16 protein-coding genes, 1 tRNA gene and 1 pseudogene are annotated in these 15,766 nt (G+C 66.1%); 9 read left to right on the plus strand and 9 right to left on the minus strand.

What is annotated here, in order from left to right:
• Positions 1-119 precede the first annotated feature (119 nt).
• Positions 120-752: a (d)CMP kinase gene (locus ACO07K_RS22625; protein WP_422031868.1), complete on the minus strand. Its 633-nt coding sequence runs from the start codon at positions 750-752 to the stop codon at positions 120-122.
• A complete protein-coding gene (gene aroA, locus ACO07K_RS22630) occupies positions 749-2,092 on the minus strand; it encodes a 3-phosphoshikimate 1-carboxyvinyltransferase (RefSeq protein WP_422036692.1) in 1,344 nt (447 codons plus the stop codon). The genes ACO07K_RS22625 and aroA overlap by 4 nt, the downstream gene beginning before the upstream one ends.
• A gap of 157 nt (positions 2,093-2,249) precedes the next feature.
• Here aroA and ACO07K_RS22635 point away from each other — a divergent pair, with 157 nt between their 5' ends.
• Both ACO07K_RS22635 and ACO07K_RS22640 read left to right on the plus strand, forming a co-directional pair.
• Positions 2,250-2,609: a TIGR02300 family protein gene (locus ACO07K_RS22635; protein WP_298307833.1), complete on the plus strand. Its 360-nt coding sequence runs from the start codon at positions 2,250-2,252 to the stop codon at positions 2,607-2,609.
• Between the two features lie 57 nt (positions 2,610-2,666).
• Positions 2,667-2,742, plus strand: a tRNA-Ala gene (locus ACO07K_RS22640).
• Positions 2,743-2,969: 227 nt separating this feature from the next.
• On the opposite strand, the gene ACO07K_RS22645 is transcribed toward ACO07K_RS22640, so the two are convergent.
• Entirely contained in the window at positions 2,970-3,305 is a 336-nt protein-coding gene (locus ACO07K_RS22645) for a hypothetical protein (protein ID WP_422031870.1), read from the minus strand.
• Between the two features lie 174 nt (positions 3,306-3,479).
• Here ACO07K_RS22645 and ACO07K_RS22650 point away from each other — a divergent pair.
• Positions 3,480-3,593: pseudogene (locus ACO07K_RS22650) on the plus strand (YidB family protein); the annotation flags it as partial.
• Positions 3,594-3,611: 18 nt separating this feature from the next.
• Here the strand turns inward: ACO07K_RS22650 and ACO07K_RS22655 are convergent.
• The 5 genes from ACO07K_RS22655 to ACO07K_RS22675 form a co-directional block, all read right to left on the minus strand.
• Positions 3,612-4,403, minus strand: coding sequence for a sulfotransferase domain-containing protein (locus ACO07K_RS22655; RefSeq protein ID WP_422031872.1), 792 nt, complete (start codon positions 4,401-4,403; stop codon positions 3,612-3,614).
• A 130-nt stretch (positions 4,404-4,533) separates the two neighbouring features.
• Positions 4,534-5,583 carry a hypothetical protein gene (locus tag ACO07K_RS22660; RefSeq protein WP_422031874.1) on the minus strand — a complete coding sequence of 350 codons (1,050 nt, stop codon included), beginning with the start codon at positions 5,581-5,583 and terminating at the stop codon, positions 4,534-4,536.
• Positions 5,584-5,787: 204 nt separating this feature from the next.
• Positions 5,788-6,087, minus strand: a complete 300-nt coding sequence (locus tag ACO07K_RS22665) for a PRC-barrel domain containing protein (protein ID WP_422031876.1) — start codon at positions 6,085-6,087, stop codon at positions 5,788-5,790.
• 78 nt (positions 6,088-6,165) lie between these two features.
• A complete protein-coding gene (locus tag ACO07K_RS22670; RefSeq protein WP_422031878.1) occupies positions 6,166-7,224 on the minus strand; it encodes a hypothetical protein in 1,059 nt (352 codons plus the stop codon).
• 379 nt (positions 7,225-7,603) lie between these two features.
• Positions 7,604-8,446 carry an alpha/beta hydrolase gene (locus ACO07K_RS22675; protein ID WP_422031880.1) on the minus strand — a complete coding sequence of 281 codons (843 nt, stop codon included), beginning with the start codon at positions 8,444-8,446 and terminating at the stop codon, positions 7,604-7,606.
• Positions 8,447-8,523: 77 nt separating this feature from the next.
• Between ACO07K_RS22675 and guaD the strand changes: the two genes are divergently transcribed.
• The 6 genes from guaD (at position 8,524) to ACO07K_RS22705 (ending at position 14,331) form a co-directional block, all read left to right on the plus strand.
• Positions 8,524-9,843 carry a guanine deaminase gene (guaD, locus tag ACO07K_RS22680; RefSeq protein ID WP_422031882.1) on the plus strand — a complete coding sequence of 440 codons (1,320 nt, stop codon included), beginning with the start codon at positions 8,524-8,526 and terminating at the stop codon, positions 9,841-9,843.
• A 286-nt stretch (positions 9,844-10,129) separates the two neighbouring features.
• Positions 10,130-10,855 (plus strand): PhoH family protein, encoded by a 726-nt coding sequence (locus ACO07K_RS22685; protein ID WP_422031884.1) that lies wholly within the window; start codon positions 10,130-10,132, stop codon positions 10,853-10,855.
• A 280-nt stretch (positions 10,856-11,135) separates the two neighbouring features.
• Positions 11,136-13,022, plus strand: coding sequence for an excinuclease ABC subunit UvrC (gene uvrC, locus ACO07K_RS22690; RefSeq protein ID WP_422031886.1), 1,887 nt, complete (start codon positions 11,136-11,138; stop codon positions 13,020-13,022).
• Entirely contained in the window at positions 12,997-13,608 is a 612-nt protein-coding gene (gene pgsA / locus ACO07K_RS22695; RefSeq protein ID WP_422031888.1) for a CDP-diacylglycerol--glycerol-3-phosphate 3-phosphatidyltransferase, read from the plus strand. Before uvrC ends, pgsA begins: the two co-directional genes overlap by 26 nt.
• Positions 13,605-13,856: a MoaD/ThiS family protein gene (locus ACO07K_RS22700; protein ID WP_422031890.1), complete on the plus strand. Its 252-nt coding sequence runs from the start codon at positions 13,605-13,607 to the stop codon at positions 13,854-13,856. Before pgsA ends, ACO07K_RS22700 begins: the two co-directional genes overlap by 4 nt.
• 4 nt (positions 13,857-13,860) lie before the next feature.
• Positions 13,861-14,331 carry a molybdenum cofactor biosynthesis protein MoaE gene (locus tag ACO07K_RS22705; RefSeq protein ID WP_422031892.1) on the plus strand — a complete coding sequence of 157 codons (471 nt, stop codon included), beginning with the start codon at positions 13,861-13,863 and terminating at the stop codon, positions 14,329-14,331.
• Positions 14,332-14,393: 62 nt separating this feature from the next.
• Here ACO07K_RS22705 and ACO07K_RS22710 read toward each other — a convergent pair whose 3' ends face one another.
• Positions 14,394-15,623, minus strand: coding sequence for an IS4 family transposase (locus tag ACO07K_RS22710; RefSeq protein ID WP_422029138.1), 1,230 nt, complete (start codon positions 15,621-15,623; stop codon positions 14,394-14,396).
• Positions 15,624-15,766: the final 143 nt, after the last annotated feature.

Here is a 15,766-nt window from a genome sequence, read left to right on the forward strand (position 1 = left end):
ACGTGCCCCGTCGGCCAACCGGTTAAGTCCGGCGGATCCAGTGCCTTTGAAACACCGACGCAAGGACGACACGTCCCGGCGCAGTCGCCGCTGAATGTCTTCGATCCGCCGGCGGCGACTTACGGCCCGGAGAATCGAAAGCCCTTGCTCTCCATGAACGCCAAGGCGGCGGCGAAGGCCGCATCGGCATCCATGTCGCTGGTATCGAGGTGGTAAGCATCGGGTGCGGCTTTAAGAGGTGCTGCCGCCCGTTCGCTGTCGCGACGGTCCCGCTCCGCCATCTCGGCAAGAACGCGCGGCTTTATAGTGTCGACCCCCTTGGCGCGCAACTCCCGGTACCGCCGCTCCGCCCGCGCCTCGGCGCTGGCCGTCACGAATAATTTCACCGGCGCATGGGGGCAAATAACGGTGCCCACGTCGCGGCCGTCGAGTACGGCACCGGTCGCCTGGGCCGCGAACTTCCGCTGGAAATCCAGCAGCTTGGCCCGAACCTCCGGAATCGCCGCCACTTTCGACGCGGCCTGGCCCGCCCCGTCGGTCCGCAGGTCGGGATCGACCAGGTCCGACGGATCGAGGCAGCCCGCGATCTCGACCGGCGAACGGCCGGTTCTTTCCGCCTTCAGTCCGACCGCGCGGTAGAGCAGGCCGGTATCGAGGTGGGGCAGACCGAAATGCTCGGCCAGCCGTCGGGCGAGGGTGCCCTTGCCGGCGCCTGCCGGCCCGTCGATGGCGATGACAGGCTTCTGGGTCACGCGGCCTCGATCCGGGCTCCGAGATCGGCCATCAGCCTGGCGAAGCCCGGAAAACTCGTGTCGATCGGCGAGCCGTCGTCGATGGCGACGCCGTCGCGCGAGGCCAGTCCCAGCACGAGGAAGGCCATGGCGATGCGATGATCGAGGTGCGTGACCACCGTCCCGCCGCCCGCCGGCGCCTCGCCAGTCCCGTGCACGAAGAGCGTATCGGCCCCCATCTCGTGGCGGATGCCGTTGACGGCAAGCCCGGCGGAAACGCTGGCCAGCCGGTCGCTCTCCTTGGCGCGCAGCTCGGCCAGGCCCAGCATGCGCGTGGTGCCGCGGGCACAGGACGCCGCGACGGCCAGGATCGGATACTCGTCGATCATCGACGGCGCCCGCTCCGGCGGCACCTCGACACCGCGAAGCTCGCCGCCGCGCACGCGCAGGTCGGCCACCGGTTCGCCGCCCACTTCGCGGGCGTTCTCGACGGTGATGTCGGCGCCCATCTCGCGCAGCGTGTCGTAGAGGCCGGCGCGCAGCGGGTTCAGCCCGACATTCTCGACCGTCACGTCGCTGCCCGGCCGGATCGCCGCCGCCACCACGGCGAAGGCCGCCGACGAGGGATCCCCCGGCACCACGATGTCGCGCGCCTTGAGTTCGGGCCAGCCGACGACCGTGATCCGCTTGCCCCCACCGTCAGCCGGCACCACCCTCACCTCGGCCCCGAAATGGCGCAGCATGCGCTCGGTATGGTCGCGCGTGGCCTCGGGTTCGATGACGGTCGTCTCGCCCGCGGTATTGAGGCCGGCCAGGAGGATGGCGCTCTTCACCTGCGCCGAGGCGACGGGCAGCCGGTATTCGATCGGCACCATTTCGTCGGTGCCGACGATGGCGAGCGGCATGCGGCCGCCCTCGCGCGACTCGAAGCGAGCGCCCATGCGCGACAAAGGCTCGATGACCCGCTGCATCGGCCGGCGGCGCAGCGAGGCATCGCCGGTCATGAAGCTGGTGAAACGGTGGCTGGCCAGGATGCCTGACAGCAAGCGGGCCGAGGTCCCGGAATTGCCGAGATCGAGCACATTGTCGGGTTCGCGCGCCCCGCCGACGCCGAAACCGCGCACGCGCCATGCACCGCCGCCCTCGTGATCGACCCTGGCCCCGAGCGCCCGCAGCGCGGCCGCGGTGGCCAGCACGTCCTCGCCTTCCAGCAGGCCGGTGATCTTCGTTTCCCCGAGCGCCAGGGCGCCGAACATCAGCGAACGATGGGAAACCGACTTGTCGCCCGGCGCCCGGACACGCCCCTGCAACCGGTCGACGGGACGGGCGATCAGCTTCGCCGGAGCGGCATGGGCGGACAGGGCGTTCTCCACTGCAGAGTTGGGCGGCAGGCGGAACTGCAGCGCGCGGCCCTCGTAGCATGCCGGAATTTGGTTTTGACAGGGTGAAAGACGCGTGACATACGCGCTCCCTCGCGGCCCTTTCGGCCGATTCCAGCACATTTGCAGGAGATTTAGCGTGGTCAAAGCGAGCTGGGGCACCAAACGCACCTGCCAGAGCTGTGCAGCGCGCTTCTACGACCTGGGCAAGAGCCCGATCAAATGCCCCAAGTGCGGGCGCGAACATGACCGCGAGGACTTCGTGAAGGTCCGCCGCGGCCGCGGCGCGGCCGCAGCGACGGCGGCGGCAGCGGCTGCAGCAGCAGCGGCGGCCAAGGCAGCGGCGGCGAAGAAGAAGGTGGACGATCTCGACGGTGACGATCTGCCCGATGTCGACGGCGACGAGGCGTTGGCGGCGGACGATCTGGACGATGACGAGGACGATCTGGAGGTCGAAGTCGAGGTCGAGGTCGACGACAAAGGTGAAGGCGATCGATAGAGCCTGTTGCCAGCGCGCGAGGCACGAATTATAACCTCGCGCCTTCCCAAGGATTTCGGGGCCATAGCTCAGCTGGGAGAGCGCTACAATGGCATTGTAGAGGTCAACGGTTCGATCCCGTTTGGCTCCACCAACTAAAACAAGGGCTTAGCCGGAAACGGCTAGGCCCTTCGTTTTTTCCGGGACACGGAAGTGACGTCTTCCAAATGGACGGGTCCCACCACGATGCGCCGTGCGGGGTGACGGCTGTTGCCATACCCTGCCTCGCCTGACCGAGCCGGGGCGCCTCGTCTCACGGGCCTTCTGCGACGCAACGAAGATCTGACGGAAGAGCATCGCCGCGGACCTTGTATCTGGCCATCACTGCTTCGAAGCGCCGCCTGCCCTGCGATTGACTGCGGCCCGCCCCGCGAGCCGCCGTTCGCGAAGGACTGCCCAAATGTAGGTCGTGCCGACTGATGCGATGACCACGAAAGTTAGAAGGTTCGCCAATCCCTTGGCGAGGAACCAGTCGTCGCTGTCGTAGACAAAACGAAATCCAGTATGGATTCCTTCGTAGATCACGGACGATATGGCCGTGGACATCATCACCACGCCGACCGGGTGTGCCAGTCTCCAAAGCGCGCCAATAACTGCCAGGCAGATCAACCAAGGAACAGGGGACAGCAGCTGAGCTGCGACAAGCATCCACCACATTGATCAACCTCTGGGGCGATGTGCGGGACAAGGGCGTATGCCCCGTCCATCTTGTAGCGACGACACAACCGGACCGCGAGCAGTTCCAGGGAGCCGGGAAGGGCGACGCGGCCAAGTCCTGGGTCGGAACAAACCCCAACAGGCAGGTCGCCCCCAGGACCTGAGACCGTTCTCTCGGAGGACCAGATTACCTTCTCGATGGAGAAGACCGCTCTCTCACGAGAGGATCTTCTGAAGGGCTTGGCCGACGAGTTGCCGAAAGCGGTGGACGACCTGACACCTACCGGACGCCTGCCGTCTCCCGGATCAGGGCGCCGTAGAAGCTCGTGCCTGGAGCTTCGGCGATGCGGTCAGGCTCTCGATCCAGCCGTCGTCTTCCTCATAGCGGAGCATCTGCAGCGCGTCGGGAAAGCGGTGCAGGAAAGCCTGTGCCAGTTCCGGAGTGAACTCGCTCTTCCACTGCGCGGCCTCGCCAGAACGTGCGTGACGTCGATTGCTTCTGGAAGCCTGGCCGAACAGGCTGTGCTCCCAGAAGCACTTGTCACACACGTCCAGTTCGGAACCTTCGAATCCCAGGAAGGAGGCAGCCTGCCGCCAGACCGAGAGCGAGCGGTCGGCCCACAGATCTTCGTACCGGAGCTCCAGGCAGTTCGGCCTGTCATATTGCCAGTCCAGCATGGCCTCTATGGTGCTGCCCGTCGCGCCCTCCAACTCGAACAGATACTGCTCGTGGACCGTGGCGAGCGAATTGAGCCGTTGTTGATACGACGCCTGGCTGTTGCCGGGTATCGTCTCGTGAAGCCACGGCTCCTCGGCCTTCTTGTGGTAGTGCATGGCCGAAATGAGGACGTCGCGCGGGTCGCGAATCAGATGAAGTATTCTGACGTCTTCCCGGCGGAGCTGGCTGGCATGCCGCGCAAATATCGAGCTGTGATTCAAAAGAATGAAAGGCGTCTTCAGAACGCGATCGAGCCGCCCATAGTGCGACCAGAAGTCGACGTAGTCTGCGCCCAGCCTGCGAGCGATCGCCTTGAACACCGTGGACATCCAGACCGTGCCGGTCTTGTGATGCGTCGCGACCACGATGTTCTGCTTCACGCCATCCCTCCCGACTTGGGCGAACAATTTACGCCGCCACCCGCGAATGCCATGCCAGGATGGCGGCAGCAACCCGTCAACCGGCGAGCGACCGTGACCGAACTCCCCAGGCAGCGGCACACCGGATCGACTATGCGCTACGCCTGCTTCCAGCAGCCGCTTGCAGCGGTACCGATAGTGGCGCCGATTGGAAGTACGCCGTGTCCACGCCCAACGATGCGAGCAAGGCCAACGCCTTGCGCCGCAGGTTGGGATCCCGGGCGGCCCTGACCACCGTCTCCGGCGCGGACGACATCGTCGCCTGGCGGCTGCGTCGGGAACCCGTCAGGCTTCGCCCGACCTCCTTCTCGATTGCCGCGATGTGCTCACGCCGAGACATGTCGACGACGGCTTCGATCAGCCCCGATTGCCAGCGCTCGAGCTTCAGGTGCGCCAGGACGGACGAGAGGACGCGGCCGGGTTCCGCTCGCAGCGCGTCCTCCGACACGATTTGAACCGAGCCCGGCACAGCCTGCGCCATTGCCTGATAGGACACCATCATTTTGGCGGAGGAAGGCAATGCGTGCTTGAAAAGGTATTCGTGGAACGCCCAATCCACGATTTGCCGTTCGCCCAGACGACCATTGGGAGCGCGAACGGGGCTCTGCCTCAGGCTGAAACTGGTCGCGGCTTTCTCGATGGGATCGCCGTAGACCAAGACCATGCGTTGGCGGGAGTCGGTCCAGGCGGCAGCGTCCACATCACCCACGGACACCGCGACAGACGCGTGGGGCGCCAGGTCGACGGGCACATGACCGTAATTCATTCCGTCATGGAGATAGTCGTAGCCGGGCGCAAAAAATGGCGTGCCCGCCCACCAGTCGAACCCGGAAGAAATTCTGTTGAATCCCGGACAAACCGTATGTCCGATAAACAGATGGCGAGACGGCAGGAGATCCGGCGCCCAGAGAAGCGGTCCTCCGCTCATATGGTCGAAGTTGAACGAGGGACCGGCAGGGTTGCCAACAAGTTGTCCGCTCAGCCGGTCGATGACATGGCCGCCTTGCCGGAGATGCGAAAGGAACGCGAAGGCAAAGCGCAGAAACCAGACATCAGCGCCGGGAACGCAGGCCACCACGGGGAGAAGCCGGACAGGGCGATGTGCACGCGGCATGAAAGCTCGCAGCATCCGTTCAAACATTTACACCGGCCGCTGATTGTCAGATATCTGAATATTACAGGATGTTGGCCAAGTCGCGAGTACTCGGCCAACCGAACGCGGGAAACGCGCAATTCTTTTTCCACCCGGAATTATGGCGGATTTACGGAAGGATTCAGTTCCCTTGCATCAGGGTCTGCCGAGCGGGCGTTAGTCCACGCACGAGCCTACGCACGGAGCCCGGCCTCAGCGATCACGATGCTCCGGCATCGCCTTCAGATGTTCCTTCGTCCAGCTCGTTACCGCATGCACGACACCGTCCTCGTCACGCATGAAGTCGAGGTCGCCGACCGGCACGCCCACCGGCTTGGCGCCGATGCCGAGAAAACCGCCGACATCGATCACGATCTGGGCTGCCGGGCCGGTGCCGTGGAGATGGGCGACCGTACCGATCTTCTCGTCGCCAGGACCGTAGATCGTGGCATCTGCGAGTATTTCCGGCGTCAATTCGTTGCCGGCGAGACGGACATGCTTGTTGTGATCCATGGTACGGGTCCTCCTTTTCTGGAAGTAAGAACCCGGTTAACCCGCCCACCGGCCGACCGTTGCGCATGCTCCCACACCTCAGCGGTCGGCTGTATTCGTGAGCAGCCGCCGATTGACGAGTTCCCGCATCACGAGGTCGGCAACCACGCGATTGCCCTCGCCCGAATGGTGATCGGAGCGATAGAGCGCATCGGCCCCGCGGGAGTCGACTGCGGCCTTGAGCGTATCGGAAAGGTCGAACGGAATGAGTCCCGCTGCAGCGGCGCAGCCCAGCACGTCGAGGACGCTACGATGGTGCGCCGTCCCCTGCGGGCCATTGTCTTTCCAGTAGCCTCGACTGTATTGCGCCATGACGACGACGGGCACACCCAGCGCCGCGAGCCTCGGCATCAGCCGGCAGGCAATCATCTCGCCGGTGCCGCGGGGTACGGCCTGGACCTCGGCGAAGTACCAGCCCTGCTGGATGCCGAGACGCTGCACCGCGAGATCGGCCAATGCCGACCGCCCCAGCCATTCCGCCACCGCCGGCAAGCGGACCGGGGCACCCGGCCTTCCCGGGACGGGCACGTTGCGGAGATCGAGCTTTCCGTTCTTCAAGGCGAAATAAGGCTTCTCGCGGCTCCAGGCGACCTTCAGTTCGGTGCGCTCGATGTCGCCGGGCGTAAAGCTCGCGACGACGAACAGCGGCTTCACCTTCGGAACGAGTTGCTCCGTGGCCAGCACCATCTGGTCGAACGCGTAGCCGCTCACGCCGGCGTTCACCACCTTCCGCCCGATCATGTCCTGGAGATAGGCCGGCCAGGCCTCGTCATCCTTGACCTCGTCGCCTTTGGCGAAGGAAGAACCGGTCACGAGGATGGCAGGCTCGGCGAGCGATGCCTGGGCGGAGGCGCGACGAAAGCCGTCGGCGTCGGAATTGTAGGTGTTCGACGTACAGTTGGCCGGGGACGTCCAGCCGATCGCCGCACTATAGGGGTACTGGCACCGTTCGCCGCCGGGGCCCGTCCCCATGCGCTGGTGGGCCAGGTTGGGCCAGTTCACGAGCCCCTCGGGGCCCCACCGCAAGAGCCGGCATCCGACCTCGAGGAGCGCCAGCGACATCAGCAGCGATGCCGTCACGAGCGCAACGCGAGTCACCCAACCTGTCGTTTTCGAACGGAACGTCCGCTCGCCTTTCGGGGCAGCGACGGCTGCCTCTCGATCGACGCCCATACCTCACCTCCCGGAACGGCAAAAATACCATTCGCGCGTTGGCAAAGGGAATGGGGCGACGGCTCCTAGAGTCTTTCCGTTTTACATTCACCCACCACCTCATCCTGAGGAGCCGTGCACAGCACGGCGTCTCGAAGGATGGGCAAACGATGGGGTGCGCGTGCCCACCCTTCGAGACGCTCACTGCGTTCGCTCCTCAGGGTGAGGTCAGTGTTGAGATGGTCGGCTCGATTCTATCTCGTCCGGTAACGCTCTAGAAGCCACGCTCAGGTGAAGAAGACGCCGGGAAATCGCCGCTCTTTCGTCAGGAACCCGACGGAAATGCGAGATGCCGGGCGGCCCTTGCGAGCGCCCCCTCGCGGGCCTCGAGCTGGTCCATGATGGAGAAATGATTGAGGCCGGCGAGCGGCAGCAGCTCGCTGGACAGGCCGGCCGCGCGGCGCGCTTCATGATAGGCGACGGACTGGCGCTGGAGTTCCGGCAGCTCGGCGGTGCCGTAGGCCAGCACGACCGGAGCACTCTTCTGCGGAAGATGCAGGAGCGGACTCGTTCGGGTCGCCTCGTCCGCCGTCAAGTTCAGCTTTTCGTTGAGGTAGTTCAGCCGGCAGGGTTCGACGTCGTAGATGCCGCTGATGGCGAGCCCGGCATCGACCTCGTCCATCGCCAGCGTCGTGGCCGTCAGATGACCGCCCGCCGACCAGCCCGACACGACCAGCCGGTCCTGCGCCACGCCCTGCCGCGGACCTTCGCGGCGCAGCCAGCGCACCGCTTCGGCGATTTCCTCGACGATCGCCGAGAGCGTGGCCTCGGGGGCCAGCGTGTAGCCCAAGAAGGCGACGTCCATGCCGTTCGCGAGCGGGCCCTCGGCCATGCAGGCGAAGATTTCCTTGCTGTTGCGCTGCCAGTAGCCGCCGTGGATGAAGGCGAACAGCGGCGCCTTGGCGCGGCCGCAGCGGTACAGGTCGAGCTTGTTGCGGGGCCGCGGGCCGTAGGCCAGGTCGAGCCCCTCGGCATGCAAGGCCCGGAAGCGTTCGCTGCGCGCGATCCAGCCGTCGCGGCGCGAGCCGGAATCGGCCACCGCATTGGTATTGTCGTAGGCCTTGTCGAGTTCAGCCCGCGTCATGCCGCGCCACACGATCTCACTCATCGCCGGATCTCCCCTTGCAGACGTCCCCTGTAGCACAGCCCTTCCCCGCTTTGCCGTTCGGTGCGAACGTTGCCTGGATGCCTTCCGCTGCCCGCCCCACCGCCCTGCGCGGCCCCGCCCTCACCTTCACCGGCGATCCGTTCCGCGACGGACTCGAGCGGACCCTCGTGCACGAGCCCGACGCGATCGTGGCGATGCAGGACGGGCGCATCACCCATTTCGGCGCCGCCGCGCGCATCGCCCCGTTGCTGCCCGCCGGCACGGAGATCCGGGATTTCGGCAAGGATGCGCTGATCTCCGCGGGCTTCATCGACACCCACGTGCATTTCCCCCAGACGACGATGATCGCGAGCCACGGCGCCCAGCTTCTCGACTGGCTCGACCGCTACACCTTCCCGGCAGAGCTGAAGTTCGCCGACCGCGCCCATACGCGGCGGGTGGCCCGCGCCTTCCTGCGGGAGAACCTGCGCAACGGCATCACGACGAGCTGCGTCTACTGTTCCGTACACGCCCATTCGGCCGACATCCTGTTCGAGGAGGCCGAAGCGCTCGGCCTGCGGCTCGCCGCCGGCAAGGTGTTGATGGACCGTAACGCGCCGGAGGCGCTGCGCGACGACGCCCAGACCGGCTACGACGATTCGCTGGCGCTGATCCGCAAGTGGCACGGCCGCGGACGCCTGCTCTATGCCATCACGCCGCGCTTCGCCGGCACGAGTTCCCCCGAACAACTCGCGGCCGCCGGCGCGCTGTGGCGCGACCATCCCGACTGCCTGATGCAGACGCACATCGCGGAGACACAGGCCGAAGTCGCCTGGATCGCTGAACTGTTTCCCGACCGCGCCAACTACCTCGACGTCTACGATCATCACGGTCTGTGCGGCCGGGGCGCGGTGTTCGGTCATGGCATCTGGCTGGGCGACGACGAGCTGAAGCGCCTGCACGCGGCGGACGCCGCGATCTCCCACTGCCCGACCTCGAACTTCTTCCTGGGCAGCGGCGTCTTCGACATCGCGCGCGCCAAGCACGCCGACCGGCCGGTCCGCGTCGGCCTCGGCACCGATATCGGCGCCGGCACCTCCTTCTCGATCCTGCAGACGCTCAACGAGGCCTACAAGGCGGCCCAGCTCAACCGCCATCCCCTCTCGGCCGCCCATGCCTACTATCTCGCGACCCGCGGCTCGGCGGCCGCCCTGCATCTCGACGACAAGGTCGGCAGCATCGCGCCCGGCATGGAAGCCGACCTGGTCGTGCTCGACATGCGCTCGACACCGCTGATCGCCTTCCGCATGGACGAGGCCCGCGACTTCGCCGAGCAGCTCTTCATCCAGATGATCCTGGGCGACGACCGGGCCGTCCAGGCGACCTACGTGGCAGGCCGGCTGGCTCACGACCGCTGAAGACGCCACACTTTCCCTTGGGTGAATTTTCCGTGTCGCACCATAAATATGGTGGAAGAGGGGCCGGATTGCCGTTACGGTTCCAGAGGTAGCTGAAGGAGGGTTTTTATCCGTTCGAGGACATGTCCCCCGACGGAAAATGGTTCACCGGTGGAACTTCCACCGCGTGCCCGACGGCCTCACCTTGCAGCCAGACCACCGATCGCCAACGCCTCCGCTCGCCGGGGGCGTTTTTTGTTCTGGGCGATCGATCACGCTCCTTTGACCCTGACACCGGAGTAAGAATATGGCCAAACGCGCCGCACGCCGAGCCAAGCTGCACGCCATCGAAGGTGCCCGTATTCACAACGTCGTCTTCGACCAAACTCCGGCCAACGATCGAGATCAGAGCTATATCAAGAAAGTCCGGCCACGCAGCGACAACCAACGCCACCTGATGGAGGCGATCGACTCCAAGCCGCTCACCGTGGCGCTGGGCCCCGCCGGCACGGGCAAGACCTATCTGGCGATCGCCGCCGCCGTCGAAGCCCTCGAAAGCGGCACCGTCTCGCGAATCGTGCTGTCGCGGCCGGCCGTCGAAGCGGGAGAGAATCTCGGATTCCTGCCCGGCGACATGCGCGAGAAGCTCGACCCCTATCTGCGCCCCCTATGGGACGCCCTCAACGACCGGCTGGGCGCCAAGCGTCTCGCCCAGAATCTCGACGACGGCACGATCGAGATCGCGCCGGTCGCCTTCATGCGGGGGCGGACGCTCAATAACGCCTTCGTCCTGATCGACGAGGCCCAGAACTGCACCTACGGCCAGCTGAAGATGCTGCTGACGCGGCTGGGCTGGCACTCCACGATGGTGATGACCGGCGATCCCGACCAGACGGATCTGCTGCCGGAGCTGTCCGGACTGGCCGCGATCGCCACGAAGCTGGACGGGCTCGAGGACGTCGCCGTGGTCCGCCTGACGCAGGGCGACGTGGTCCGTCATCCCCTGGTCGGCCGCATGCTGTCGGTGCTGTAAAGCCACCGAATTTATCCACAGATCGAAGCGGGCCGACCAATTGGATCGAATCGGGAACGAAATGGATGGCCAGCGTTTTCTACGGTGGGGTTAGAACGAAGAATTTCTAGCCAGATCAACACACTACCAGAGGGGTGACGGGCGACTGTCACCCCTCTCACATTGAGTCAATACGGTGACGCTTGGGTAACGTCCGAAGGTCCTTGGGTTTCTTCACAGACTTCCCCACATGGCCCGTTTGCCTTGTACGGAGGCCCCGGCAACACCATTCTCCGCCCCCGTGACCGAAGAAGCCGACATCGATCTGCCCCCCAGCGAAGGCTCCCTTGCCGATGGCATGCGGATCATCGCCGAGTTCGTGCGGACCCTGCCGCGCAAGCCCGGCGTCTACCGCATGATCGCGGCCGACGGGGAGGTCCTGTACGTCGGCAAGGCGCGCTCGCTGCGCAGCCGGGTGGGCTCCTACACGCAGCCGACCCGGCTCGCCGCGCGCCTGATCCGCATGGTGTCGGCGACGCGGACCATGGAGTTCTCGGTCACCGACAGCGAAGCCGAAGCGCTGCTGCTCGAAAACAACCTGATCAAGCGCTTCCGGCCGCGCTTCAACGTCCTGCTGCGTGACGACAAGTCGTTTCCCTACATCGTCATCCGCCGCGACACCGAATGGCCGCAGATCGCCAAGCATCGCGGCACGCGCGAACCGGGCAACGAGTATTTCGGACCGTTTGCCTCCGCCACCGCGGTCAACCGTACGCTCTATGCGCTGCAGCGCGCCTTCCCGCTGCGCTCCTGTTCGGACGGCGTCTTCTCGACGCGCACGCGGCCCTGCCTGCAGTACCAGATCAAGCGCTGCACGGCGCCCTGTGTCGGTCGCATAGACAAGCCGCAATACGAGGCCATCGTCGAAGACGTTCGCGGCTTCCTCGGGGGCCGCAACCGCGAGATTCAGCAGACCCTGTCGCAGCGCATGGAGCAGGCCTCGGCCAATCTCGAGTTCGAGAGCGCCGCCATCCTGCGCGATCGCATCCGCGCCCTGGCCCAGATCACCTCGCACCAGTCGATCAGCCTGCCGTCGATCGACGAGGCCGACATCTTCGCCGCGCATGCCGAAGGCGGGCAGGTGTGCGTCCAGGTCTTCTTCCTGCGCGCCGGCCAGAATCTCGGCAACCGCGCCTACTTCCCGAGCCACGGCAAGGAGCTCGACGAGGGTCAGGTGCTCGAAGCGTTCATGGGCCAGTTCTACGAGGCCAGGCAGGCGCCCAAGCTGATCCTGACCAGCCACGACGTGCCCGAGCGCGAGCTGATGGAGAGCGCGCTCGCTCTGTCGGCCGGCCACAAGGTCGAGATCCGACAGCCCAAGCGCGGCGACCAGAAGGATGCGCTCGACCAGGCGGTGAACAATGCCCGCGAGGCGCTGGGCCGTCGCATGGCCGAGCGCGGCACGCAGCGCACCTTGCTCGAGGGCGTGGCGCGCGTGTTCGGCCTCGACGCGCCGCCCGAACGCATCGAGATTTATGACAACAGTCACATTCAGGGGACGGCGGCGATCGGCGCGATGGTCGTCGCGGGACCCGAGGGCTTCAACAAGAACGCCTACCGCAAGTTCAACATCAAGACCGAAGGCGCCGCGGGCGACGACTTCGCCATGATGCGCGAGGTCATGAGCCGCCGCTTCGGCCGCGCGCTCAAGGAGAATCCCGAGCGCGACGACGAGCATTGGCCGGACCTGCTGCTGATCGACGGCGGCCAGGGCCAGCTCGAAGCGGTCCGCGGGGTGATGAGCGAACTCGGTCTCGAGGACATCGCGCTGGTGGGCATCGCCAAAGGGCCCGACCGCGATGCGGGCCGCGAGCGCTTCTTCATGATGGGCAAGCCGCCTTTCTCGCTCGAGCCGCGCGATCCCGTCCTCTACTTCCTGCAGCGTCTGCGGGACGAGGCACATCGCTTCGCGATCGGGACTCACCGCACGCGCCGTGCGGCAGACCTGACACGTTCGGCGCTCGACGAGGTGCCGGGCATCGGCGCCGGTCGCAAGCGCGCGCTGCTCAACCATTTCGGCAGCGCCCGTGCGGTCTCGGGGGCGACCCTCGAGGATATTAAGTCCGTGCCCGGAATCTCGAGTGCACTCGCCCAGAAAATCCATGACCACTTCCGGGGCGGCCGGTAAGGTCGGGGCGATGCTGTTCAATCTTCCCAACATGCTCACCCTGTCGCGCATCGTCGCGATCCCGCTGGTCGTCGCCTGCTTCTGGCTCGACCGCGGTTGGGCCCAGTGGTTGTCGATGGCGCTGTTCGTGGCCGCGGCGGTGACCGACTGGTTCGACGGATATTTCGCGCGGCGCTATCACCAGATTTCGCGCTTCGGCCGCTTCCTCGATCCGATCGCCGACAAGCTGCTGGTCGCCGCCGCCCTGGTCATGCTGGTCGACAACGGCACGCTCTCCGGCCTGAACGTACTGGCCGCCCTCATCATCCTGGCGCGCGAGATCCTGGTCTCCGGCCTGCGCGAATTCCTCGCAGAACTGCGCGTCGGCCTCCCGGTCAGCGCGCTCGCCAAATGGAAGACGGCCGTGCAGATGGTGGCCATCGCCGCATTGCTGGTCGGCGATTCAGCCGCGCACTGGGTCACGCAGGCCGGCATCGTGCTCATCTGGATCGCCGCGGCGCTCACGCTCATCACCGGCTACGACTATCTGCGCACCGGCCTGCGCCACATGGCGGAAGACACTCCCGCGTCGGGCGGCCAGAAGTGAAGATCCGCTATTTCGCCTGGATGAAGCGGACCGTCGGCGTTCCCGAGGAAGAGGTGACGCCGCCGGACGGCACCGACACGGTGGGCGATCTCGTCGTCTGGCTGCGTGGCCGCAGCCCGGGCCATGCCGAGGCCTTGGCCGAGGGCGCCGCGTTCGGCGCCGCCGTCGACCAGCGCACCGCGACGTTCGACGTGAAGCTCGCCGGCGCGCGCGAAGTCGCCTTCTTCCCGCCCTTCACCGGCGGGTGATGCGATGAGCGTCCGTGTCCAGGAAGCCGACTTCGACGTCGGCGCCGAGCTGGCCCGCCTCACCGACGGCAACAAGCGCATCGGCGGACTCGCGGTCTTCGTCGGCCTGGTGCGCGAGATGCATGTCCGCGAGGGCTATCACCGCGACAGGATCGATGCGCTGACGCTCGAACACTATCCCGGCATGACCGAGACGGCGCTGCAGCAGATCGAAGCCGAGGCCAACCGGCGCTGGCCGCTCGAGGCGACCCTGATCGTGCATCGCTACGGCCGCATGGAACCGGGTGAACGGATCGTGCTGGTGGCCGTCGGCTCGCCGCATCGCGAGGCGGCCTTCGAGGCTTGCGAATTCCTGGTCGACTGGCTGAAGACCAAAGCGCCCTTCTGGAAGCTGGAAGACACACCGAAGGGCGAGCAATGGGTCGGCGCCCACGAAGGCGACGACGCCGCCGCGGCGCGCTGGGAGAACAAGTAACCGTTTGACCCCTCCGCCCCTGCGGGGCACCTCCCCATTTGAATCTATCGGATTCACACATCTCATAGTCCGAGGGAGGCGCCATATTTGATGGCGCGGAACTGATCGAGGCCGATGCGCATGACCTTCGGCCCTGGCTTGCCGTAGTAGCCGGTCCATCCTCCGAGCCTGGCGATGACCCAGGCTGCGAAGGCGAGGCTGGCTTTGGGGTGGGGATTGCGCTGTCGCTGGGTCTTGCCTTCGAGCCTGGCCGATACGGCTTCGAGGATAGGCTGATCCTGTGGCTCGAAGGCATCGCCAAGGCGTTGATCGGTCGTGCCGTCGCGGGCCTGCACGAGTTGCTTGATGGTGACGGCGGCGATGGCGGCGGCGGCCGTCAGGTTGATCATGGCCTGCGGCTCGCCGATATCGGCCGCCTCGATGTCGAAGCCTGCGGTCTTGAGCGTGCGGAAGAACTCCTCGATCGTCCAGCGCTGGCGATACAGATCGACGATCCTTCGCGCCTGAGGGCCGGTCGCGACAGGATGCGTCGTCAGCAATCGCCAGTGGATCGGCTGGCCGGCCGCTGGCGCCGAGGTCTCGCGCACGTCGACCAGGGTCAGGTCGAGCGTCTCGGGCAAGGTCGGATCGGCCCCATGCAGGGGCCGGCGCAAGGTCACCGGCGCGAAGCGCAGGGCAAGCTCGGTGTCACGCTCGGGCCGACCGGGCGCTGCCGGAATGGTCGCGGCGAAGCGGCCCTGCTCGGGTTGTCCGTCGATGAAGTCGAAGAGCAAGCCTTCAGCCTCTTGGGCCGATGTCTCGATGCGCCGGTTCTGGCAGGCCCGCACGATCAGCTCGACGTTCGCGGGACGGCGCGCGAACAGCTCGTAGAAGTCGCTCTCGCGGTCCGACACCGCCGTGATGCTGCGCGCCTGCGACAGCGCCGCACCGGCCTGACGAGCCCCGTCGATCCAGCGCTGCGATTCCTTGGCCTTCGTCTCGCGCTGGCGACGCGGCGCCCGCACCCCTTCAGCCCGGTTCCACACCTGCATCGACACCACGCCCAGCAAGGCCCCGCTGCCGGCTTCCACCGCCAGCACCGGGTGAAGCAGCAATCCCCGCGCTGCGCCGCCCTTGCCGACGATCCCGTAGCCGGCGGCCGCCGCACGGCGACCGCCCAGCGCCAGTTCGCTGGTATCCTGGATGGCCACAACATCCCGGCCCGCCGCCCGACCTCCCGTCAGAGTGCCGGCGTGCTGTGACATCTCCTCCACCGTCACCGACCGGTTACGCAGCAGACGCGTGAACTGCATCTCCCGCGCCCGTGTTCCGCCGAGCCGTCGGATGCACGACCCGGGCTGCAGCACCAGCGCCGCATGCAGCAAAGCCCCCCTTTTTGCAGCCGGCGGTCGCCGAAACCACCAAGACCGTACTCGATCCCCGACATCGAACTCTC

The sequence above is a fragment of the Reyranella sp. genome (assembly GCF_965228225.1).
Lineage (GTDB): Bacteria > Pseudomonadota > Alphaproteobacteria > Reyranellales > Reyranellaceae > Reyranella.